18 protein-coding genes are annotated in these 22356 nt (G+C 54.1%); 12 read left to right on the top strand and 6 right to left on the bottom strand.

Annotation, left to right across the window (positions count from 1 at the left end; genetic code table 11):
- Positions 1-173: 173 nt before the first annotated feature.
- Together uraA and upp are read right to left on the bottom strand one after the other, a co-directional pair.
- Complete coding sequence (gene uraA / locus EYY67_RS01755) at positions 174-1466, bottom strand: uracil permease (RefSeq protein ID WP_095925027.1); 1293 nt, start codon at positions 1464-1466, stop codon at positions 174-176.
- 206 nt (positions 1467-1672) lie between these two features.
- Positions 1673-2299 (bottom strand): uracil phosphoribosyltransferase, encoded by a 627-nt coding sequence (gene upp / locus EYY67_RS01760; RefSeq protein ID WP_095925026.1) that lies wholly within the window; start codon positions 2297-2299, stop codon positions 1673-1675.
- 340 nt (positions 2300-2639) lie between these two features.
- Here upp and purM point away from each other — a divergent pair, with 340 nt between their 5' ends.
- The 5 genes from purM (at position 2640) to ppx (ending at position 9107) form a co-directional block, all read left to right on the top strand.
- On the top strand, positions 2640-3677 hold the full coding sequence (gene purM, locus EYY67_RS01765; RefSeq protein WP_095925025.1) for a phosphoribosylformylglycinamidine cyclo-ligase: 1038 nt from the start codon (positions 2640-2642) through the stop codon (positions 3675-3677).
- A gap of 38 nt (positions 3678-3715) precedes the next feature.
- Complete coding sequence (gene purN / locus EYY67_RS01770; RefSeq protein WP_119826717.1) at positions 3716-4354, top strand: phosphoribosylglycinamide formyltransferase; 639 nt, start codon at positions 3716-3718, stop codon at positions 4352-4354.
- Between the two features lie 220 nt (positions 4355-4574).
- Positions 4575-5150, top strand: coding sequence for a spermidine N1-acetyltransferase (speG, locus tag EYY67_RS01775; protein ID WP_095925023.1), 576 nt, complete (start codon positions 4575-4577; stop codon positions 5148-5150).
- A gap of 320 nt (positions 5151-5470) precedes the next feature.
- The gene (gene ppk1, locus EYY67_RS01780; protein ID WP_131692676.1) at positions 5471-7540 is read left to right on the top strand and encodes a polyphosphate kinase 1; all 2070 of its coding nucleotides are present in this window, start codon (positions 5471-5473) and stop codon (positions 7538-7540) included.
- Between the two features lie 22 nt (positions 7541-7562).
- The gene (gene ppx / locus EYY67_RS01785) at positions 7563-9107 is read left to right on the top strand and encodes an exopolyphosphatase (protein ID WP_119826719.1); all 1545 of its coding nucleotides are present in this window, start codon (positions 7563-7565) and stop codon (positions 9105-9107) included.
- Between the two features lie 75 nt (positions 9108-9182).
- Here the strand turns inward: ppx and EYY67_RS01790 are convergent, their stop codons facing one another.
- On the bottom strand, positions 9183-11414 hold the full coding sequence (locus EYY67_RS01790; RefSeq protein WP_232770023.1) for a sensor domain-containing phosphodiesterase: 2232 nt from the start codon (positions 11412-11414) through the stop codon (positions 9183-9185).
- Between the two features lie 430 nt (positions 11415-11844).
- Here EYY67_RS01790 and EYY67_RS01795 point away from each other — a divergent pair, with 430 nt between their 5' ends.
- The 3 genes from EYY67_RS01795 (at position 11845) to EYY67_RS01805 (ending at position 15923) form a co-directional block, all read left to right on the top strand.
- The gene (locus EYY67_RS01795) at positions 11845-12039 is read left to right on the top strand and encodes a YfgG family protein (RefSeq protein ID WP_408637214.1); all 195 of its coding nucleotides are present in this window, start codon (positions 11845-11847) and stop codon (positions 12037-12039) included.
- Positions 12040-12048: 9 nt separating this feature from the next.
- On the top strand, positions 12049-13488 hold the full coding sequence (gene mgtE, locus EYY67_RS01800; RefSeq protein WP_119826721.1) for a magnesium transporter: 1440 nt from the start codon (positions 12049-12051) through the stop codon (positions 13486-13488).
- A gap of 209 nt (positions 13489-13697) precedes the next feature.
- A complete protein-coding gene (locus EYY67_RS01805) occupies positions 13698-15923 on the top strand; it encodes a diguanylate cyclase (protein WP_131692678.1) in 2226 nt (741 codons plus the stop codon).
- 4 nt (positions 15924-15927) lie between these two features.
- Here the strand turns inward: EYY67_RS01805 and alkA are convergent, their stop codons facing one another.
- Complete coding sequence (gene alkA, locus EYY67_RS01810; RefSeq protein WP_131692679.1) at positions 15928-16800, bottom strand: DNA-3-methyladenine glycosylase 2; 873 nt, start codon at positions 16798-16800, stop codon at positions 15928-15930.
- A gap of 173 nt (positions 16801-16973) precedes the next feature.
- Complete coding sequence (cysS, locus tag EYY67_RS01815; protein ID WP_131692680.1) at positions 16974-18365, bottom strand: cysteine--tRNA ligase; 1392 nt, start codon at positions 18363-18365, stop codon at positions 16974-16976.
- A gap of 227 nt (positions 18366-18592) precedes the next feature.
- Here cysS and ppiB point away from each other — a divergent pair, with 227 nt between their 5' ends.
- Positions 18593-19087, top strand: a complete 495-nt coding sequence (gene ppiB / locus EYY67_RS01820) for a peptidylprolyl isomerase B (protein WP_095925014.1) — start codon at positions 18593-18595, stop codon at positions 19085-19087.
- A gap of 11 nt (positions 19088-19098) precedes the next feature.
- The gene (lpxH, locus tag EYY67_RS01825; RefSeq protein ID WP_095925013.1) at positions 19099-19821 is read left to right on the top strand and encodes a UDP-2,3-diacylglucosamine diphosphatase; all 723 of its coding nucleotides are present in this window, start codon (positions 19099-19101) and stop codon (positions 19819-19821) included.
- A gap of 111 nt (positions 19822-19932) precedes the next feature.
- Here lpxH and EYY67_RS01830 read toward each other — a convergent pair whose 3' ends face one another.
- Positions 19933-20565 carry a MiaE family protein gene (locus EYY67_RS01830; RefSeq protein ID WP_131692681.1) on the bottom strand — a complete coding sequence of 211 codons (633 nt, stop codon included), beginning with the start codon at positions 20563-20565 and terminating at the stop codon, positions 19933-19935.
- A gap of 180 nt (positions 20566-20745) precedes the next feature.
- Here EYY67_RS01830 and purE point away from each other — a divergent pair, with 180 nt between their 5' ends.
- Both purE and purK read left to right on the top strand, forming a co-directional pair.
- Entirely contained in the window at positions 20746-21255 is a 510-nt protein-coding gene (gene purE, locus EYY67_RS01835; protein WP_095925011.1) for a 5-(carboxyamino)imidazole ribonucleotide mutase, read from the top strand.
- Entirely contained in the window at positions 21252-22316 is a 1065-nt protein-coding gene (gene purK, locus EYY67_RS01840; RefSeq protein ID WP_131692682.1) for a 5-(carboxyamino)imidazole ribonucleotide synthase, read from the top strand. The genes purE and purK overlap by 4 nt, the downstream gene beginning before the upstream one ends.
- Positions 22317-22356 lie beyond the last annotated feature (40 nt).

Raw genomic sequence — 22356 nt, forward strand, 5'->3', positions numbered from 1 at the left:
AACCAAAGCGGCATAATGACCGCAGATGTTGTCACGTCAATAAAAGGAACTGCCGAATTCTAGCAAGGATCCGTCCTGAAATGAACTGTGCCCGGTGCAACCGCTTGCGATCCGAGCACCTGACCGGCTGACACCACGCCCGCCGGTCAGGGTTTCAGACAAAAAAGTCTGCATCAGACGGGCGGATTTTCCCGCTCATCTTCCACATCAATGATCTGTTCTTCACCACGGAAAATCTCGATCACTTTGAACAGCAGGCTGAGGAAGATACCGACAATCGTCGCCAGCGCCATGCCTTTCAGCTCCGCCGCACCGATGTGGATCTTCGCACCGCTGACGCCGATGATCAGGATCACCGCAGTCAGGATCAGGTTCTGCGCCTTGTTGTAATCGACTTTCGATTCAATCAGTACGCGGATACCGGATGCGCCGATCACGCCGTAAAGCAGCAATGAAACGCCGCCCATCACCGGCACCGGAACAGCCTGAATGGCCGCCGCGAGTTTACCGATACAGGAAAGCAGGATCGCCAGAATGGCCGCGCCGCCGATCACCCAGGTGCTGTAGACCTTGGTGATAGCCATCACGCCGATGTTTTCACCGTAAGTGGTGTTTGGTGTGGAACCAAAGAAACCGGACAATACGGTCGACAGCCCGTTCGCCAGCATCGAACGATGCAGGCCCGGATCACGCAGTAAATCTTTCTTCACGATATTCGCGGTGACGACCAGATGCCCGACGTGCTCGGCAATGACCACCAGTGCCGCAGGCAGAATGGTGAGGATGGCGACCCATTCAAAACGCGGCGTATAGAAAGTGGGCAGCGCGAACCAGTGCGCGGTTTCGATAGCGGAGACATCCACCACGCCCATAAAGAACGACAGCGCGTAACCGACCAGCACGCCGATCAGGATCGGGATAATCGCCAGGAAACCCCGGAACAGCACCGAACCCAGAATGGTCACGGAGAGCGTCACCAGCGAAATGGTGATGGTGGTGGAATCCACTGCTGCGCCATCCGCAGGCAGCAGCCCTGCCATGTTCGCCGCCACACCCGCCAGCTCCAGCCCGATGACGGCAACGATTGCGCCCATCGCCGCAGGCGGGAACATCACGTTAATCCAGCCGATCCCGGCTTTCTTAACAATCAGCGCCACCAGACAGAACAACAGCCCGCAAACAATGAATCCGCCCAGTGCCGCCTCATATCCCATCGGCAACAACAACAGCACCGGAGAAATAAACGCAAAACTTGAGCCGAGGTACGCCGGTATCTTCCCTTTACACACAAATAAATACAGCAAAGTCCCTATGCCATTAAACAGCAGCACCGTTGCCGGGTTGATCTTGAACAGAATGGGTACCAGAACGGTGGCACCAAACATGGCAAACAGATGCTGGAAACTCAGGGGGATTGTCTGCAGCAATGGCGGACGTTCGCTTACCCCGATGACACGACGGGTCATGAATGTGATCCTCTCAAAGGTGTGATGTTGTGTTATTTACAGCCTTTTGCTCTAAATAATTCGGGTTGCATGAAGGCGGCAAGTCCGTGAGTCCCCGGGAGCATAGATAACTATGTGACCGGGGTGAACGGGCGCAGCCAACGCATCTGCAGCCTGAAGTATGACGAGCAAAAAAAAGCCGACTCTTCAGTCGGCTAATTGCTTATTTACTTCGTACCAAATATCTTGTCGCCCGCATCACCGAGCCCCGGAATGATGTAGCCTTTCTCATTGAGCCCCTGATCCACCGAGGCGGTGTACAGCTCAACGTCCGGGTGGGCGGCTTCGAGAGCGGCGATCCCTTCCGGTGCGGCGACCAGCACCAGCACTTTAATGCTCTGGCAGCCGGCTTTTTTCAGCAGGTCGATGGTGGCAATCATTGAGCCACCGGTAGCCAGCATCGGGTCAACCACCAGCGCCAGACGTTCTTCGATGTTAGAAACCAGCTTCTGGAAATACGGCACAGGTTTCAGTGTTTCTTCATCACGGTACACGCCAACTACGCTGATACGCGCGCTTGGTACGTGTTCCAGTACGCCTTCCATCATGCCCAGACCGGCACGCAGGATTGGCACAACGGTAATTTTCTTGCCTTTGATCTGATCGATTTCCACCGGGCCATTCCAGCCTTCAATGGTCACTTTTTCAGTTTCTAAATCGGCAGTCGCTTCATACGTCAGCAGACTTCCCACCTCAGAAGCCAGTTCGCGAAAACGTTTCGTGCTGATGTCGTTTTCACGCATCAGGCCCAGCTTGTGTTTCACCAGCGGGTGTTTCACCTCGACGATCTTCATTATTTATTCTCCTAAGGTGGTTGAGCTGCAAAAAAAAATCGCGAGATTATAACGCCATTTTTTTTGAACGCCACAGCCAATTGCCTGATCCAGATCAACTTATCCTTCTTCACTGAAGCCGCAGCTGCGTTAGCGGCTCTCTCTCACCCGAATCACTGACTCAAGTCAGCTCATCGGGATTTGCTCGTTTGCTGCAACGCCAATGACTTCGGCTAAGTGTTGTATCTTTAAGTATAGATAGTGACTCTGAATAAGGCGCTCGCAAACGTTTGCTTCCACTGTTAGAATTGCCCCGCTTTATTCTTCAACCACCAACCCAAACCGCCGTGGGGACTTCGCAGTGACCGACAAAACCTCTCTCAGCTATAAAGACGCAGGCGTAGATATCGATGCCGGTAACGCATTGGTAGACCGCATTAAAGGTGTAGTAAAACAGACTCGCCGCCCTGAAGTGATGGGTGGACTGGGCGGTTTTGGTGCCCTCTGCGCGCTGCCGCAAAAATATCGTGAACCCGTGCTGGTCTCGGGTACCGACGGCGTTGGCACCAAGCTGCGTCTGGCGATGGATTTGAAACGCCACGATACCATCGGTATCGACCTGGTCGCGATGTGCGTCAACGATTTGATCGTTCAGGGCGCTGAACCGCTGTTCTTCCTCGACTATTACGCCACCGGCAAACTGGACGTCGATACCGCCGCCAGCGTGATCACCGGTATCGCAGAAGGCTGTAAGCAGTCTGGCTGTGCGTTAGTCGGCGGCGAAACCGCTGAAATGCCGGGTATGTACCACGGCGAAGATTACGACGTTGCAGGCTTCTGCGTCGGCGTGGTGGAAAAATCAGAAATTATCGACGGCAGCAAAGTGGCTGACGGCGATGTGCTGATCGGTCTGGCCGCCAGTGGTCCGCACTCCAACGGTTACTCGCTGGTGCGCAAAATTCTGGAAGTCAGCAAGACTGACCCGGAAACCACCGATCTGGCAGGCAAACCGCTGGCCGATCACCTGCTGGCACCCACCAAAATTTACGTGAAATCGATTCTGAACCTGATCGAAAATGTGGATGTTCACGGCATCGTCCACCTGACCGGTGGCGGCTTCTGGGAAAATATCCCGCGCGTCCTGCCGGACAACACGCAGGTGATTATCGATGAATCAAGCTGGCAGTGGCCGGATGTCTTTACCTGGCTGCAAACCGCCGGTAACGTCAGCCGTCACGAAATGTACCGCACCTTTAACTGTGGCGTGGGCATGCTGGTGGCACTTCCTGCCGGACTGGCGGATCAGGCGATTGCATTACTGAACGATAATGGCGAAAAAGCGTGGAAAATTGGCTACATTAAAGCCTCTGATTCCGCTGAGCGCGTCGTGATCAACTAAGTGTTCAGTAATACAACTCACTGAAAGCAGGGTAGAAGATGAAAAGGATTGTGGTTCTGGTATCGGGCGAGGGAAGCAACTTACAGGCCCTGATCGATGCCTGCCAGCAGGGACGGATCAACGCAAAAATCAGTGCAGTCTTCAGCAATAAAATCGCTGCCTACGGGCTTGAAAGAGCCCGTTTAGCGGAGATTCCGGCGCACGCGCTGGATGTCAAAGCTTACGAAGACCGGGCGGCATTTGACGTTGCACTGGCGGATGCCATTGAGACTTTCCATCCTGATCTGGTGGTGCTGGCCGGGTATATGCGCATTCTGACCGGCGAATTCGTCCAGCGTTTCGCCGGGCGAATGATCAACATTCACCCTTCCCTGCTGCCGAAATATCCGGGCCTGCACACTCACCGTCAGGCGCTGGAAAATCAGGATGCCGAACATGGTACGTCCGTGCATTTTGTCACTGAACAGCTTGACGGCGGCCCGGTGATTTTACAGGCCAAAGTGCCGGTATTCGCTGACGATACAGAAGAAGAGCTGATTGCCCGCATACAAACGCAGGAACACAGCATTTATCCGCTGGTGGTCAGCTGGTTTGTTGACGGACGTTTGTCGCTGCAAAACGGTCAGGCATTGCTGGACAACAATCCGCTTTCTGAACGCGGATACGCAGAAGATTAATCTACTTCCGCCTCACGTTTTCACTCTAAACCGGCCCTGTGCCGGTTTTTTATTTTCCGTCATTTGACAGTTGTTTACATTTCGCCCGATATAATGCACATCCCGGCGCACGTTTAAACGTCGTTTGTGCGCCGACCTTCATCTGAAACACGGTTGTTTCAGACCTCATATTTACGAAGGTTACCCTCATAAAACGGCTTTTATAGTTGAGGAACACCCCATGTTTAGCCATAACAGCGTCAGATTACGTCCACTGGAAAAGGACGACCTGTCGTTTGTTCATCGTCTTGATAATAACGCCAGCATCATGCGTTACTGGTTTGAAGAACCTTACGAGGCTTTCGTCGAACTGACCGATTTGTATCACAAACATATCCATGACCAGAGCGAACGCCGCTTTATCATCGAATTTGAAAGCGGGCCGGTCGGCTTAGTGGAGCTGGTGGAAATTAATCATATTCACCGCCGCGCGGAATTTCAGATCATCATCGACCCGCAGCATCAGGGCAAAGGTTTTGCCGGTGATGCAGTACGTCTGGCGATGGATTATGCGTTTTCCGTCCTGAACCTCTACAAACTGTATTTAATCGTCGATAAAGAAAATAAAAAGGCGATCCACATTTACAGCAAATTAGGGTTTGAGATTGAAGGCGAACTGAAACAGGAATTCTTTGTGAACGGCGAATATCGCAGCGCCATCCGCATGTGTATTTTCCAGCCGCAGTTTCTGGCGAAATACAAATCCAAACCTGTTCAGGTCAGGCCTGAATCCCTGATTGGCGCCAGCACGGTGTAATACTCCCGCGCCCTAAATCAGTAAAATAATGACCAGTGAGGGGCGCAGATGTCCCTCACCGGTAAGACTTTTCCCGCCTTTTCCTCCCATTTATTTCCCTGATATAAACTCTTCTGAAATCATCCTTTGTTATGTTGGACTTTCCTGTCAATCTTTCGCAATATTGTTAGCAGACACTAGGCCCCTCTCACAGAAAACTTCCTGCTGCGCTGGCCGTTTTAAAGGCAGGCAATACGGAGAATATGTTGAGCGACATCGCGGTGTTTTCGGGCAAATTTGCCTGTACGGGCCAGGTTGCAAGCTAAATGAACGGAGTGAAAATGGGTCAGGAAAAGCTTTATATCGAGAAAGAACTAAGCTGGCTGTCCTTCAATGAACGCGTGTTGCAGGAAGCGGCTGACAAAAGCAATCCCCTGATCGAACGGATGCGTTTTTTAGGGATCTATTCCAATAACCTTGATGAGTTTTATAAAGTCCGTTTTGCCGATTTAAAACGGCGCATCCTTATCAGTGAGGAACAGGGTTTTCTCGGCGCCTCCCGTCATTTGCTGAAAAAAATCCAGGCGAAGGTGCTGCGCATTGATCAGGAATTCGACAGCCTTTATAACGATTTATTGCTGGAAATGGCGCGTAATCAGATCTTCCTGATTAACGAACGTCAGGTCTCCGAAAATCAGCAAGCCTGGCTGCGTCAGTATTTCAAGCATCAGTTACGCCAGCACATCACGCCGATCCTGATTAACCACGACACCAATCTGGTGCAGTTCCTCAAAGACGATTACACCTATCTGGCGGTTGAAATTATCCGTGGCGAAGAAATTCATTACGCGCTGCTGGAAATCCCGTCCGACAAAGTGCCGCGTTTTGTGAACCTGCCGCCGGAAGCGCCCCGCCGCCGTAAGCCGATGATCCTGCTCGATAACATCCTGCGCTATTGTCTGGATGATATTTTCAAGGGCTTCTTTGATTACGATGCGCTGAATGCTTACTCGATGAAAATGACCCGCGACGCCGAATACGATCTGGTCACGGAAATGGAATCGAGCCTGCTGGAACTGATGTCTTCAAGCCTGAAACAGCGTCTGACCGCTGAACCGGTACGTTTCGTGTATCAGCGCGATATGCCCGATGAGATGGTCGAACTGCTGCGCGGCAAACTCGGAATTTCCAATTATGATTCGGTGATCGCCGGGGGCCGCTACCACAATTTCAAAGATTTCATCGGCTTCCCGAATGTCGGCAAAGCCAATCTGGTCAACCGTCCGCTGCCTCGTCTGCGCCATTTGTGGTTCGATAAATTCCGCAACGGCTTTGCGGCGATCCGCGAGCAGGACGTGCTGCTGTATTATCCGTACCACACCTTTGAACACGTGCTGGAACTGCTGCGTCAGGCGTCGTTCGACCCGAACGTGCTGTCGATCAAAATCAATATTTACCGCGTGGCGAAAGATTCCCGCATTATCGAATCGATGATCCATGCCGCGCACAACGGCAAGAAAGTCACCGTGGTGGTCGAACTGCAGGCGCGCTTCGATGAAGAAGCTAACATTCACTGGGCGAAACGTCTGACAGAAGCCGGTGTACACGTTATTTTCTCTGCCCCCGGTTTGAAAATTCACGCAAAACTCTTTCTTATTTCCCGCCGCGAAGGCGACGAAATTGTCCGCTATGCTCATATTGGGACCGGTAACTTTAACGAGAAAACCGCCCGCCTTTATACCGACTATTCGCTGCTCACCGCCGACGCGAGGATCACCAACGAAGTCCGACGGGTCTTTAACTTTATTGAAAACCCGTACCGCCCGGTGTCGTTCGAACATCTCATGGTGTCACCGCAAAACTCCCGTGACATGCTTTACCGTCTGATCGACCGTGAAATCGCCAACGTTCAGGCAGGCGGAACCGGCAGTATTACGCTGAAAATCAATAACCTGGTGGATAAAGGGCTGATTGACCGTCTTTACGTGGCGTCGAACGTCGGGGTCAAAATCCGTCTGCTGATCCGCGGGATGTGCTCGCTGGTGCCGAATCTGCCCAGCTTTAGCGAAAATATTCAGGTCACCAGCATCATTGACCGCTATCTTGAACACGATCGCGTCTATGTCTTTGAAAACGGTGGCGATACCAAAGTCTTCCTCTCGTCGGCCGACTGGATGACGCGCAATATTGATTATCGTATTGAAGTGGCTGTCGCCCTGCTCGATCCGCGTCTGAAACAGCGCGTTCTGGATATCCTTGAACTGCTGTTTAGTGACACAGTAAAAGCCAGAGTGATTGATAAAGAACTGAGCAACCGGTATGTTCCACGCGGAAATCGCCGCAAAGTCCGAGCGCAACTGGCGATTTATGAATATCTGAAAGAGCTGGAACAACAAAGTCAGCAAGCCTGAACCCCTGGAGCGTTACACAACTATGCCCCTTAAAAACAGCCCACTGAATGCCAAGCCACAGGAAATTGCGGCGATCGATCTCGGGTCGAACAGTTTCCATATGGTGATCGCACGCGTCGTTAACGGCGCGTTGCAGGTCCTGGGACGCCTGAAACAACGCGTTCATCTGGCCGATGGCCTCGACAGTAAAAATGTGCTCAGTGAAGAAGCCATTCAACGCGGGCTGGATTGCCTGGCTTTATTCGCCGAACGCCTGCAGGGTTTTCCGGAAAACAACGTCACCATCGTCGGGACGCACACCTTGCGTCAGGCGGTGAATGCCGAGGAATTCCTCAAGCGCGCCAAAGAAGTGATCCCCTATCCGATTGAGATCATTTCCGGGCAGGAAGAGGCGCGCCTGATTTTTATGGGTGTTGAACATACCCAGCCGGAAAAAGGCCGCAAGCTGGTGGTGGATATCGGCGGCGGTTCGACGGAGCTGGTTATCGGTGAAGATTTCGAGCCGTTGCTGGCCGAAAGCCGCCGCATGGGCTGCGTCAGTTTCGCGCAGATGTTTTTCCCGAACGGCGAAATCAGCCGCAGTAATTTCAAACGCGCGCAGCTCGCTGCCGCGCAGAAACTGGAAACGCTGGCGTGGCAATATCGTCTGCAGGGCTGGCAGTATGCGCTGGGCGCTTCGGGCAGTATCAAAGCTGCGCATGAAGTGCTGGTGGCGATGGGTGAAAAGGACGGGTTAATTACGCCGGAACGTCTGGAAATGCTGACCGAAGCGGTACTGGACTTTAAACATTTCAGCGCACTGGATTTACCGGGTCTGTCGGAAGACCGGCAATCGGTGTTTGTGCCGGGTCTGGCGATTCTGCGCGGCGTATTCGATGCGCTGGCGGTCAAAGAGCTGCGACTGTCTGACGGCGCGCTGCGTGAAGGTGTGCTGTATGAAATGGAAGGCCGTTTCCGCCATCAGGACATCCGCACCCGAACCGCGAAAAGTCTGGCCGAGCATTACAATATCGACCGTGAACAGGCGCGCCGCGTGCTGGACACCACCGAGCAATTGTATGCGCAGTGGCTGGCGCAAAACACCAAACTGGTGCAGCCACAGCTGGAATCCCTGCTGAAATTCAGCGCCATGCTGCATGAAGTCGGTCTGAGCATTAACCACACCGGCATGCACCGGCATTCCTCGTATATCCTGCAAAACACCAATTTGCCGGGATTCAATCAGGAACAGCAAACGCTGCTGGCGACGCTGGTTCGCTTCCACCGTAAAGCCATCAAGCTGGAAGAACTGCCGCGCCTGAACCTGTTTAAGAAAAAGCATTACATTCCGCTGATCCAGCTTCTGCGTTTAGGCGCGTTGCTCAATAACCAGCGCCAGTCGACGACCACGCCGGAATCCCTGCGGTTATCGACCGATGATAATCACTGGACGCTGCGGTTCCCCGCCGGCTATCTGGCGCAGAACAACCTGGTTCAGCTGGATTTCGAAAAAGAACAGAGTTACTGGGAAGACGTCACGGGCTGGAAACTGATGCTCGAAGAAGAAGACGGTATCGCAGAAAGCTGACCGTTCCCGGCATGAAAAAAGCCCTCCCGCAGTCTCTGCGCGGAGGGCTTTTTCTTTTTACGGACTCACAGACAATCAGGCGAGCGGGAATTCCAGCAGTTTGTTTAACGGTTCCGGTTTCCCCACCAGATACCCCTGCATGTAATCCACGCCCAGCGCGTGCAGCGCGGTTTTCTGTTCTTCCGTCTCCACATATTCCGCCACAATCGACAGATGCTTCATACGCGCCACCTGACAGATGGACTGCACAATGTAGGCATCCAGCGAATCGGTGAGCATATTGCGCACGAAGCTGCCGTCAATCTTCAGAATATCGGCCTGAATGGCTTTCAGACGGCCATAGCTGGCATACCCGGTACCGAAATCATCAATGGCAATCCGGCAGCCGTAGGACCGGAGTTCCCGCATCGCAAAATCGGCATATTTCATGTTCTGAAGTAAGTGAGATTCCGTCACTTCCAGCACGATCTGGAACGGCTCAATTTCATACTCCAGCATCAGCGTTTTAAAATCGCGGGTAAACGTCGGGCGGCACAGCGTCGACGGCGTGAAATTTACCGCAAAGCGCAGGCTCGGCAGTCGCACGCGGTTCTGATTAATAAACATCAGCGTGTGTTTCAGCACCCACATATCCAGCTGATACGACAGCCCGAACTCATGCACCACCGGCAGGAATTTATCCGGTGTGATCATCGTCCCTTCTTCGCCGTCAGACATGCGCAGCAGAATTTCATGATAACTGTCGCCACGCACGCCGAAGATCGGCTGCGCCATCAGCACAAAGCGGTCGTCATCCAGCGCACGCTGGATTTTATGCAACATGTCGACCTTCTCTCTGATTTCCAGCTGCACCTGACTGTGATCGTTTTTATTCGATTCCGGCTGTCCGGTGGTCAGGGAAACCTCGGCAATCCCGCTCAGTTCGCCCAGCAAAATCGGCAGATGTTCTACCGGCGAATACACCGTGCAGTAGGATAAACCGATATTGGGATGCAGCGGCAGGCCGTTCCAGATCAGGCGGAAATCTTCCAGATGCTCGTGCAGTTCCTGCAGTTTCTTATCTGCATCCTCACAGTTCAGGCGCAACACCAGATCGTAACCCGGCAGATGATAAACCCGTTCGCCCGCCTGCAGATAAGGCTTCAGCCCGAGTGCCAGTTGTTGTTTGAACTGGATGCGCAGTTGCATGCCGTAATTACGGCTCAGCACGTCCATATCAGAAACCCGGATGAAGCACAGCATGGAACGCGGGTAACGCGCAAGATCGCGGTTAAAGGCGCGCAGATTGGGTAAACCGAATACCGGATCCTGCAACGCGGCGGCGCTGGTTCTTTTCATCAGCAGACGCTGGCGGGACGCAATGGCCGCCATCAGCAGCAGCGTAACGGTATACACCAGCATCAGGGCGGAGACGAACACCAGGTTATGGATAAACCCGTGTTCGGAGATAAAGCCCTGATAATAATTGAATAAAATTGTCAGGGTGAAGGTCCAGACAATGCTGATAAAGTAATAGCCGTAACGCCATGCCCCGAACAGCAATACCGGGAACAGCAGCGTCAGCGTGTAATCACTGAGTAAAATCTTCATGAAAGGCTCGCTCAGCCCCGGCAGGCAGAGCAGCGTCACCATGGCACCCAGCACCATAAACCACACGACAATTTCAGCGAACTTCACACCCGGTGCCAGCTGTTTACGCAGCTTGGTGTACACCACGCAGAAATAACGCGGCTTACGGATAATGCGTAACACCAGATAAATCACATGGGAGTTGAGCAGGATCCCCAGAATCATCGCCTGCATATTGACCAGCGTTCTGAGCGTGACAAAGTCCCGCGTCGCCATGCCCAGATAACCGGGCAGCAATCCGCTTTCAACCACAATCTGCAAGACGATGATGAAGAATAACGTCAGGAAAATCAGTAACCAGCCTACCCGCGCTTTCGCCAGATTCATCAGCCCGAGCGGCGCTGACCAGCGGCTTCCCGCCTGCCATCGGTATCCGAGCCAGGCCAGCGTGAGTGCCGTGAAGTAAATCACCGTCATCAGCATGCCCATCTCGGCACCGACCCGCAGGTAATAGCGCAGGAACAGGGTCAGCACGATGCCGGGCAATGCGGCCCAGTCGAACACCATCAGCAAGGCGACGCAGGTCGCCATCGGCATATAAATAAGATAGGTACGGCCATCCGGCAGGAAGATGATCGGCGAAAGCCAGGAGGTCACCGGGATCAGCACCAGCGCACAAATCGCAGGCAGTCCCCACCATTTATGACGCACGTCATGCCAGGAAAAATGTTTACGCATCAAGTCCATCTAAGTTTTTGCGCATGAACTTCATGCCGCGGTGAATGATTCAGGGTGTAACGGACGTCCGGCAGGCAGTCCGGCGACAGCAGCGAAAGGCTCTGTCCTCAATTATCGTCGTAAAAACGCCATTTCACAGAAAAGTACGGAGAAAAGAGAATACAGCGGAGGCCCGGGCACAATTGTATAAAATATGGCTGAATTCTAATCTGCCTTATCTTAAATCCCATGATGCAGATCAATAAACAGAATCTTTATGTTTATCGCGAAAAAACACTTAAAACAAATACCGCCTATTTTTTGCGTTTCTTAGCAGCCTGTTTAGATGTGCTATATAGTGTAACCGTTATTCTGAGCACGCCATCCTCACGCTTACCGGAGCAAAATTCATTTAAGTGACTTTATTATGTCTCGAAAAATAAACATAAAAATGACCAAAATCGTTTTAGCGATCAGCTTCATTATTTTGTTCGGGCGTCTGGTCTATTCCGCCATCGGTGCGTATTCCCATCATCAGAATCAAAAACAAAGCCAGACTGATGCGCAAACCGTCACTCCTCAGGAAAAGACCCCCGAAAAAACCTGTACCGGCACCCTGAAAACCTGCCGTTACGCTAAGGACTAAGGATCCCCAATGTCTGCCGAAAAACCTAAAAATTACGGACAAAAACTGGCGGAAAGCCGCAGCAGGATCCTCGATCTCCTTCTGAACACCGATGACCTCGCAGACAGTATTCTGGGCGAGGAACCGGATGTTGATGACGCCACGCGCGCGCAACTGATGGACAACACCGCCGAGCTGACCTCGCGGGTACAAAATCTCCACGCGGCGGACGTCGCGGACGTTCTGGAAGCCTTGCCGATCCGCGAGCGTCTGGCGCTCTGGCGGCTGGTGGAACCGGCCGCACGCGGTAAAGCGCTGGTGGAAGTGTCAGAAACGGTCTGGGACAGCCTGATCGAAGAGATGAGCGACAAAGACCTGTTGAAAACCATGTCGCTGCTGGACGTGGATGATCAGGTCTATCTGGCGGAATATCTGCCGCGCGACCTGATTGGCCGGGTACTGACCTCGCTGGATCCGCGCCAGCGCGAGAAAGTCCGCGAGGTCATGAAATTCAGTAAAGAGTGCGTGGGTCGTATCATGGATTTCGAGCTGCTGACCGTGCGCCCGGACGTCACCCTCGGTACCGTTCAGCGTTTTCTCCGCTCGCGCAAAGCCATTCCGCAGGCCACCGACAAAGTCTTTATCACTGACCGGAAAAATACCCTGCTCGGCGAACTGCCGCTGACCACCATTTTGCTCAATTCACCGCATACGCTGGTTTCCGACGTGATGGTGACCGATCTCACCAGTTTTGAGCCGGAAGACAAGGCCGAGGACGCCGCCAGTGCGTTCGAACGTTATGACCTTATCACCGCGCCCGTGGTGGATAAAAAGGGCAAACTGATGGGCCGTCTGACCGTCGAAGAAATCGTCGATTTCGTCAACAACGACACCGACAGCAATTTACGCCGGATGGGGGGCTTAAGCCCTGAAGAAGACGTTTTCTCGCCGGTGACCAAAGCCGTCCGTAACCGCTGGGCATGGCTGGCCATCAATTTGTGTACCGCCTTTGTCGCGTCGCGCGTTATCGGTCTGTTCGAACACACCATTTCGCAACTGGTGGCCCTGGCCGCACTGATGCCGATCGTCGCCGGGATCGGCGGCAATACCGGTAATCAGACCATCACCATGATCGTCCGCGGGCTGGCGCTGCACCATGTCCAGCTCGGCAACCTGAAATTCCTGATGTTCAGGGAGCTGGGCGTTGCGCTGATCAACGGTCTGGTGTGGGGCGGACTGATGGGCATCGTCACCTGGCTGCTGTATGGCGACTGGGAAATGGGCGCCGTGATGACGCTGGCGATGGTCCTCAATTTACTGCTGGCCGCGGTGATGGGCGTGGTGATCCCGCTGACCATGGTGCGCCTTGGCCGCGACCCGGCGGTCGGTTCCAGCGTGATGATCACCGCCCTCACCGATACCGGCGGTTTCTTCATTTTCCTCGGCCTTGCCACCATTTTCCTGCTTTAACTGACGAATACCGGCTTACGGGCCGGTTTTTCGTTATTTATTACAGCGTAATGGCAAATTTATATTAATAATTAGCTGTGACCTTCCGATACTGATCACGCAACAGCGTGCTGCACACCTGTGGCAACTGCATGACAAGAATATAAAAATAAATGTCACTGTCTGCCTTTTACCGTCAGCCAGAATAAGGTTTCACTGTGGAAAATAGCATGTCGCCCTTCGACGATGACGAGCGGGCAAACTGGAAAACACCGCTTCTTACAGGCATCTCAATCTGCCTGCTGGCTCTGGTGTGCATGAAAATCATCCAGAACTCGTCTACGCTGGCGGGCCTGTGGCTGCCGACGTCATTGTTGATCCCGGTGTTATTCCATCACAACTTCCGCCACTGGATCCCGCTGCTGTGTGCAGCCGCACTGGGTATCGCTGCCGCGCATACGCTGGTGGGCACGCCCTTTCTGCGCTATCTGCCTTATCTGCTGAACAATCTGCTGGAAGCCTCGCTGTGCGCGGCGCTTTTGCGGCGCATGCTGTCGCGGCAGGATCCGCTTTCCGGCCTGAACCAGTGGATGAAATTTCTGCTTATCGCCGTGATTTTCTGCCCGCTGGTCAGTTCGGTGATCATGATGCTGTTTATTCTGCATGTGCATTCGCCGGAGGAATTGCAGAACCGTTTTGCCACCTGGTACATGTCAGAAGCCGTGGCTATTCTGGCACTGACGCCGCTGGGGCTGGTGTATCAGCGGGGTTATCTGACTAAGCTGCTCGCCTCACCGCATTTTTTCGGGCTGCTGCTGACCTTAATCCTGACGCTGGTCGCCGGTTTTCTGGCACTGAAATGGCTGCCTTACACCTTTGCGTTTATCACCATCCCGTTGTTGTGGTGCGCTATCCGCCTGCCCCGTGTGGAAGCGTTTATTGTTTTTCTGTCGATGACGCTGATGATCGCCCTGCTGCACACCAGCGGGATCATCACCGTGCAACCGCATACCATGCAGGTGCCGCAGGGATTAATCTTCCTGCCGTTACTGCTGATCCTGTTACCGGCGAACGCCATGGCGATGGCCATGCATGCCCTGCGCGCTGAAAAATCGCACATTACCCAGAGCGAAAATCGTTTCCGCAATGCGATGGAATATTCCGCCATCGGCATGGCGCTGGTGTCACCGCAGGGGCAACTTTTACAGGTCAATAAAGCCCTGTGTAACCTGCTGGGCTATGAATCGGATTACCTGACCACCTTGAATTTTCAGGAAATTACCTATCACGAAGACCTGAGTAATGACCTTGCCTTACTGAATCAGTTACTCGCCGATGAAATTCAGAGCTACACCCTGGAAAAACGCTACCTGCGCCGCAACGGGGAAACTGTCTGGGCATTTCTGGCCGTTTCACTGGTGCGCGACGAACAGCATAATCCGCTGTATTTCATCTCACAGATTGAAGATATCAACGAACTCAAGCACACCGAGATGACCAACAAGCGCCTGTCGGAAGCGCTGCATGAAGAAAAAGAACTGCTGCACATCACCCTGAATTCCATCAACGAAGCGGTGATTTCAACTGACCGGAATATGAACATCACCTTTATGAATCCGGTCGCCGAGAAGATGACCGGCTGGAAGGAGCAGCAGGCGCAGGGGCAGCCGGTCAACCGCATTGTGGTGATCAGCAAAGGCCCGGATGGCCCGCTGATCGACAACCTGCTGCACTTTGATATCAACGAAAACCTGCACTCTTCCGTCGAGCGGTCGCTGGTGCTGCACGGTTATCACACCGGTTTGTTCGATGTACAGCTGGCCGTTTCCCCGCTGCGTACCCTGAAAGATGAACCGATCGGCATTGTGCTGGTGATTCAGGACGTCAGTAAATCCCGCGAACTGATGCGTAAGCTCAGCCACAGCGCGTCACACGATTTATTGACCGGACTGGCAAACCGGGGCAGTTTCGAATCGAGCCTGAAAAAAGCCCTGAATCTGACCGCCACACAGCACCAGCCTCACGGTCTGGCCTTTATCGATCTGGATCACTTCAAGGCCATTAATGACACCGCAGGTCACGCGGCCGGGGATGAATTACTGCGCCAGATCAGCGCACTGATGCAGGAACATATCCGCAACAGCGACCGGCTGGCGCGGCTGGGCGGCGATGAATTTGCGCTGATCCTGTTTGATTGTCCGCTGGAACAGGGGCTGGCGATGCTGACGCAACTGATCGATAAAATTAACGGCTTCCCGTTTATGTGGGAAGGCAAAATCTACCGCATCGGTGCCAGTGCCGGGCTGACGGAAATAAACGATGCGAATGTCAGTGGCAGTGAATATATGGCGCAGGCGGATATGGCCTGTTATACCGCCAAACATCACGGACGCGGGCGGGTATTTCGTTACGAGCCGGGGCAGAAAACCGCAAAAGCGCATCTGACAGGCGAATAACCGGTCACGGCGTATCGGGCTGCCAGTCATTGTTGAACCACAAATGCAGCGTGGCGTAGGTGCGCCACGGTTTCCACACTTCGGCATAGCGGGCGATTTGTCCCGGCGTCATGCCTGGAAAACGCTGTTTAATCAGATAGTCACCGCCGAGAAAAACGTCGGGCGCGGACCAGGCGCGCATCGCCACATAACTGGCGGTCCAGCTGCCAATGCCCGGCATCGCCAGCAGCCGTTTTATGCCCTCCTGCACATCCGTGATGTCATCAAGCGGTAAACGCCCTTCTGCCACCGCCTGCGCAAAACCAATCAGCCCGGCTGCGCGTCTGGCCTGCACGCCGATACCGCGCAAATCCTCCACCGTTAACTGCCCGACAACCGCCGGAGACGGGAACAAATGCGTCAGCGCCGCAAACGGTGTACTGACCGGCTCGCCCCATTTTTCAGTCAGCCGCGTCGCCAGTGTCGCCGCCATTTTTACGCTCACCAGTTGCCCGAGGATCGCCCGCACCACCAGTTCAAAACGGTCAGCACATCCCGGCAGGCGCAATCCCACGGCATTTTCCGCCAGCGCCCCCAGACCTTCGGCGATAAGCTGTGGCGGCGCGTCCAGATCCAGCAGACGTCGCACCTGCGCAGCCACCTTCTCCGCCACCGGCGAGAGTGACGGCGACACCTCCAGCTCGACGCCGTCGCGCTCAGGTAACGGCCGCAGCCGCAACCAGCCGGTCAGGCGCTGGTCATTGTGCATCACCGCCAGCGTACGCTGGTAATATTCGCCATCCTGCTGCTCCACGCCCTGCAAGGCACGCGCGCCGAGAAACGCCGTCATCCATTGCCAGTCATACGGAGGCTGATAGGTCAGAAACAGAGTGGTCACAGGAGGCTCCTTATAAAAAAGCCTCCCGGAAGGAGGCTATATGTCTCGCATCTCCAAAATAACCGGAGTTGCAGCAAGGCGGCAAGTGAACGAATCCCGGGGAGCTGACATAAGTCAGTGACCCGGGTTCGCGAACGCAGCCAACGCGGCGGCGGTTTCAGCTATGAAGGAAATTATTTGCGACGCCAGGTGGTACCGACCGGTCCGTCTTCTAACACGATGCCCATTTCATTCAGACGATCGCGCGCTTTATCCGCCATGCCCCAGTCTTTGCTGGCGCGGGCATCGTTACGTTGTTTGATCAACGCTTCGATTTCAGCGACTTCATCATCGTTATCCGCCTGCGCGCCTGATTTCAGGAACTGCTCCGGATCCTGCTCCAGCAGGCCAAGCACGCCCGCCAGCTGACGCAGTTCCGCCGCCAGACCGTTGGCCGCAGACAGGTCTTCCGCTTTCAGACGGTTGATGTCACGCGCCATATCGAACAGCACGGAATAGGCTTCCGGCGTGTTGAAATCGTCGTCCATGGCCGCACGGAAACGCGCAACAAACGCGTCGCCACCGGCTGGCGCGGCACTGACGTCAGTCCCGCGCAGCGCGGTATACAGGCGTTCCATCGAGGTACGCGCCAGTTTCAGGTTCTCTTCACTGTAGTTCAGCTGGCTGCGGTAATGACCCGACATCAGGAAGTAACGCACGCTTTCGGCATCGTAATATTTCAGCACATCGCGCACGGTGAAAAAGTTATCCAGCGATTTGGACATCTTTTCGCGGTCGATCATCACCATGCCGGAGTGCATCCAGGTGTTGACGTACGGGCCGTCGTGCGCGCAGCTTGACTGTGCAATTTCGTTTTCGTGGTGCGGGAACATCAGATCAGAACCGCCGCCGTGAATGTCGAAATGCGCACCAAGTTGTTTGCAGTTCATCGCCGAACATTCGATGTGCCAGCCCGGACGGCCTTCGCCCCACGGAGAAGTCCAGCTCGGTTCGCCCGGTTTGGACATTTTCCACAGCACGAAGTCCATCGGATTGCGTTTGACGTTAGCTTCTACTTCCACGCGCGCACCGGCCTGAAGCTGGTCCAGATCCTGACGGGACAACACACCGTAATCAGGATCGCTTTCCACCCAGAACATCACGTCGCCGTTCGACGCAACATAAGCGTGATCGCGGTCGATCAGCTTCTGCACGATATCGATAATTTCATGAATATGCTGCGTGGCGCGCGGTTCGGAGTCGGGCGGCAAAATGTTCAGGGAGGCGAAATCCGCGTGCATTTCCGCGATCATACGCTCTGTCAGCGTCATGAACGTTTCGCCCTTTTCAGCCGCACGTTTAATGATTTTGTCGTCGATATCGGTGATGTTACGCACGTATTTCAGGTCATAACCGAGGTAACGCAGGTAACGCGATACCACGTCGAAAGACACAAAGGTGCGACCGTGGCCGATATGACACAGGTCGTAAACAGTGATCCCACACACGTACATCCCGACTTTACCGGCATGAATTGGCTTGAATTCCTCTTTTTGGCGACTCAGGGTATTAAAAATCTTCAGCATCAGGCTATTCCGTGTGTTGGGCGTAGAAAATGACGTTGGCGCATTTAAGCGACACTAACGGCCATAATATAACGAAAATGATTTCACCGAAACGGCATAAGGCCGCCGGACGGGCTTTAGTGGTCACAAAGGCGCTGCTGACGGCAACTTTTGAGTTATGGTATAAGAAAAGGCTATAGTAGCCGCTCTGACAGAGAGCACACATCAACATTAGCAGGATGATAATTATGGTCACTTTACACACCAACCACGGCGACATCGTCATTAAAACTTTCGCAGACAAAGCGCCAGCCACGGTTGAGAACTTCCTGAACTATTGCCGTAAAGGCTTCTACGACAACACCATTTTCCACCGTGTGATTAACGGTTTCATGATCCAGGGCGGCGGTTTTGAGCCTGGCATGAACCAGAAAAACACCGATGCACCTATCGATAACGAAGCAGACAACGGCCTGAAAAACACCAAAGGCACGCTGGCGATGGCCCGTACTAACGATCCGCACTCTGCCACGGCACAGTTCTTCATCAACGTCACTGACAACGATTTCCTGAACCACAGCGGCAAAAACGCACAGGGTTGGGGTTACTGCGTATTCGCAGAAGTGGTTGAAGGTCAGGACGTGGTTGACGCGATCAAAGCGGTGAAAACCGGTCGCAGCGGCATGCATCAGGACGTTCCACAAGAAGATGTTGTGATCAAAAGCGTCACAGTCAGCGAATAATCAACGTCGGGATGACCACGTTTTTTATCGCAGATATCCATCTTTGCGCACAGGAACCGGCAATCACTGCCGGTTTTCTGCGTTTTCTGCGTGAAGATGCGCCGCAGGCCGACGCCCTGTACATCCTCGGCGACCTGTTCGAAGCCTGGATTGGCGACGACGATCCGCAACCGCTTCACGCCGACATCTCCGCCGCACTCAATCAGTTACACCAGCAAGGCGTGCCCTGCTTTTTCATTCATGGCAATCGCGATTTTCTGCTCGGCAGACGTTTCGCCCGCGACAGCCTGATGACATTGCTGCCGGAGAAAAAAGTGCTCGAGTTGTACGGACGCCGCGTGCTGATCCTGCACGGTGACACGCTGTGTACCGACGATGTCGCGTATCAGAACTTCCGCAAAAAAGTGCACAATCCGTTTATCCAGAAACTGTTCCTGATGCTGCCGCTGAAATGGCGACTGGCGATTGCTGCCAGAATGCGCGCCAACAGCAAAGCGTCTAATCAGGGCAAATCCATGGACATTATGGATGTGAACCCGCAGGCGGTGGTCAGTGAAATGCAGATGGCGGGCGTCGAATGGATGATCCACGGTCACACCCATCGGCCAGCCATTCACGATGTCCCGCTCGGTAACAAAACCGGCCATCGTGTGGTACTCGGCGCCTGGCACGAAGAAGGCTCAATGGTGAAAGTCACCGCCGATAACGTCGAGCTGATAAGATTCCCGTTTTGAGTCACCTCAACGTTACCCGAAATAATTTGAGTTGCTGGAAGGCGACAAGCTCATGAATCCCCGGGAGCTTAGCTGACTAAGTGACCGGGGTGAATGAGCGCAGTCAACGCATCAGCAGCTCAAAGTATGAAGGGTAAAGGGTACACCTGAATGGAAGCGGAACTGTTCGTCCGGGGTTAAGATCAGTTCCGCTTCAATCCTGCCAAACTCCTCCACACGCTCGCTGATATCCGTCCCGGCGTATTGCTCTGCCAGTGCCAGATAATCGGCAAAATGCCGTGATTCTGAACGCAGCAGCGAGGTGTAAAAGCGCGACAAGGTTTCATCGAGATGCGGTGCAATCTTGGCAAAACGCTCGCAGGAACGCGCTTCGATGTAGGCCCCGATAATCAGCCGGTCGACCAGAATATTCAGATCATCGTGATGGCGGGTATGTTTAATCATGCCGCTGGCGTAGCGCGACGGTGAAAGCTGGGTATAGGTGATATTGCGCTTTTGCATGATCTCCACCACTTGTTCGAAGTGATGAAGTTCTTCACGCGCCAGACGCGCCGCGCAAAACAACAGTTCGGTGCGCTCAAGGTATTTGGTCATCAGGCTCATCGCCGTGGCCGCCGCCTTCTTTTCACAGTTAGCGTGGTCGATCAGCATCACCGTCTGATTTTCCAGCGCCACATCCACCCACAGCGCGGGCGTTTCACAGTGAAGAAAATCATAAATCGGTGCCAGTAAAGCCTGCGTCATAAATCAGTTTCCAGTCAGGTGTGTCATCAATATCGTGGTGTGGATTATACAAATCTGCCGCCCACTTCTCACCAAAAATGCACCGTTTTGCGGCGACGCAACCGTTTTCCTCCCTCACGGAGCATGCTATCATTTGCGCCCTCGCAGTTTCTATTTCCGAATCACAGGAGCTTTACAGACATGTCATCCAACGTTACCCCGGCAAAAATCGCCATCGTTATGGGGTCTAAAAGTGACTGGGCGACCATGCAGTTCGCCGCAGAAGTTCTCACAACGCTGAATATTCCTTTCCATGTCGATATCGTCTCCGCTCACCGTACGCCGGATAAATTGTTCACTTTTGCTGAGCAGGCTTCCGCCAACGGCTTTGATGTGATCATTGCGGGTGCCGGTGGCGCAGCGCATTTACCGGGCATGCTGGCGGCAAAAACGCTGGTGCCGGTGCTCGGTGTACCGGTGCAAAGTGCTGCACTGAGCGGCATCGACAGCCTGTATTCCATCGTGCAAATGCCGCGCGGCATCCCGGTCGGTACGCTGGCGATTGGTAAAGCCGGTGCGGCAAACGCTGCATTACTGGCCGCACAAATTCTGGCGCTGCACGATGCTGAGATTGCCAAAAATCTGGCCGCGTGGCGCATCGCACAAACCGACGAAGTGCTGAATAATCCCGATCCGCGGGAGGAAGCATGAAGCCGGTTTGCGTACTCGGAAACGGTCAGTTAGGCAGAATGCTGCGTCAGGCCGGTGAACCGCTGGGCATCGCCGTTTATCCTGTGGGTCTGGATGCCGAACCGGAAGCCGTGCCGTATCAGCAAAGCGTGATCACCGCTGAAATCGAACGCTGGCCGGAAACGGCACTGACCCGCGAACTGGCGACGCACAATGCGTTCGTTAACCGCGACATCTTTCCGCGTCTGGCCGATCGCCTGACGCAAAAACAATTGCTCGACCAGCTCGGTCTGGCGACCGCGCCGTGGCAGTTACTGGCTGATGCCGCCGAGTGGCCGCAGGTCTTCTCCCAGCTCGGCGAACTGGCGATTGTTAAACGCCGCGTCGGCGGCTACGACGGCCGTGGTCAGTGGCGTCTGCGTTCCGGGGAAGAACATACCCTGCCGCAGGATTGCTACGGCGAATGCATCGTTGAACAGGGCATCAACTTCTCCGGCGAAGTTTCGCTGGTCGGCGCACGGGGTCACGATGGCAAAACCGTCTTTTATCCGCTGACCCACAACCTGCACCAGGACGGCATTCTGCGCACCAGCGTTGCGCTGCCGCAACCTGACGCCGCCCTGCAACAGCAGGCGGAAAGCATGCTGTCGGCGATCATGAACGAACTGAATTATGTCGGCGTAATGGCGATGGAATGTTTCGTGGTCAGCAAAGGTTTACTGATCAATGAACTGGCACCGCGTGTCCACAACAGCGGGCACTGGACGCAAAATGGCGCGTCTTACAGCCAGTTTGAAATGCACCTGCGCGCCATTCTCGGTCTGCCGCTGCCGAAACCGGTCGTCAGCACGCCGTCGGTGATGGTGAATCTGATCGGCACAGATGTCTCAGAAGAATGGCTGAGCCTGCCGCTGGTCAATCTGCACTGGTACGAGAAAGAGGTGCGTCCCGGCCGTAAAGTCGGACACCTGAACCTTAACGACGCCAGCGCCAGCCTGCTGAAAGCCAACCTCAACGCACTGGTTCCGATGCTGCCGGAAGAATACGCCAGCGGCATTGAATGGGCAGTTGAAAAGATTTGATTTGATCGGCTCCCTCCCCTGCGAAGGGGAGGGTTGGGGT

The organism is Rahnella victoriana, assembly GCF_004330295.1.
Lineage (GTDB): Bacteria > Pseudomonadota > Gammaproteobacteria > Enterobacterales > Enterobacteriaceae > Rahnella > Rahnella victoriana.

Coding starts and splice junctions, on each gene's coding strand:
- ppx (WP_119826719.1), top strand. CDS start 7,563: ATGCCCCTTAAAAACAGCCCACTGAATGCCAAGCCACAGGAAATTGCG.
- lpxH (WP_095925013.1), top strand. CDS start 19,099: ATGACCACGTTTTTTATCGCAGATATCCATCTTTGCGCACAGGAACCG.
- cysS (WP_131692680.1), bottom strand. CDS start 18,365: ATGCTGAAGATTTTTAATACCCTGAGTCGCCAAAAAGAGGAATTCAAG.
- ppiB (WP_095925014.1), top strand. CDS start 18,593: ATGGTCACTTTACACACCAACCACGGCGACATCGTCATTAAAACTTTC.
- EYY67_RS01790 (WP_232770023.1), bottom strand. CDS start 11,414: ATGCGTAAACATTTTTCCTGGCATGACGTGCGTCATAAATGGTGGGGA.
- EYY67_RS01830 (WP_131692681.1), bottom strand. CDS start 20,565: ATGACGCAGGCTTTACTGGCACCGATTTATGATTTTCTTCACTGTGAA.
- ppk1 (WP_131692676.1), top strand. CDS start 5,471: ATGGGTCAGGAAAAGCTTTATATCGAGAAAGAACTAAGCTGGCTGTCC.
- purE (WP_095925011.1), top strand. CDS start 20,746: ATGTCATCCAACGTTACCCCGGCAAAAATCGCCATCGTTATGGGGTCT.
- purN (WP_119826717.1), top strand. CDS start 3,716: ATGAAAAGGATTGTGGTTCTGGTATCGGGCGAGGGAAGCAACTTACAG.
- uraA (WP_095925027.1), bottom strand. CDS start 1,466: ATGACCCGTCGTGTCATCGGGGTAAGCGAACGTCCGCCATTGCTGCAG.
- EYY67_RS01795 (WP_408637214.1), top strand. CDS start 11,845: ATGACCAAAATCGTTTTAGCGATCAGCTTCATTATTTTGTTCGGGCGT.
- mgtE (WP_119826721.1), top strand. CDS start 12,049: ATGTCTGCCGAAAAACCTAAAAATTACGGACAAAAACTGGCGGAAAGC.
- EYY67_RS01805 (WP_131692678.1), top strand. CDS start 13,698: ATGTCGCCCTTCGACGATGACGAGCGGGCAAACTGGAAAACACCGCTT.
- purK (WP_131692682.1), top strand. CDS start 21,252: ATGAAGCCGGTTTGCGTACTCGGAAACGGTCAGTTAGGCAGAATGCTG.
- upp (WP_095925026.1), bottom strand. CDS start 2,299: ATGAAGATCGTCGAGGTGAAACACCCGCTGGTGAAACACAAGCTGGGC.
- speG (WP_095925023.1), top strand. CDS start 4,575: ATGTTTAGCCATAACAGCGTCAGATTACGTCCACTGGAAAAGGACGAC.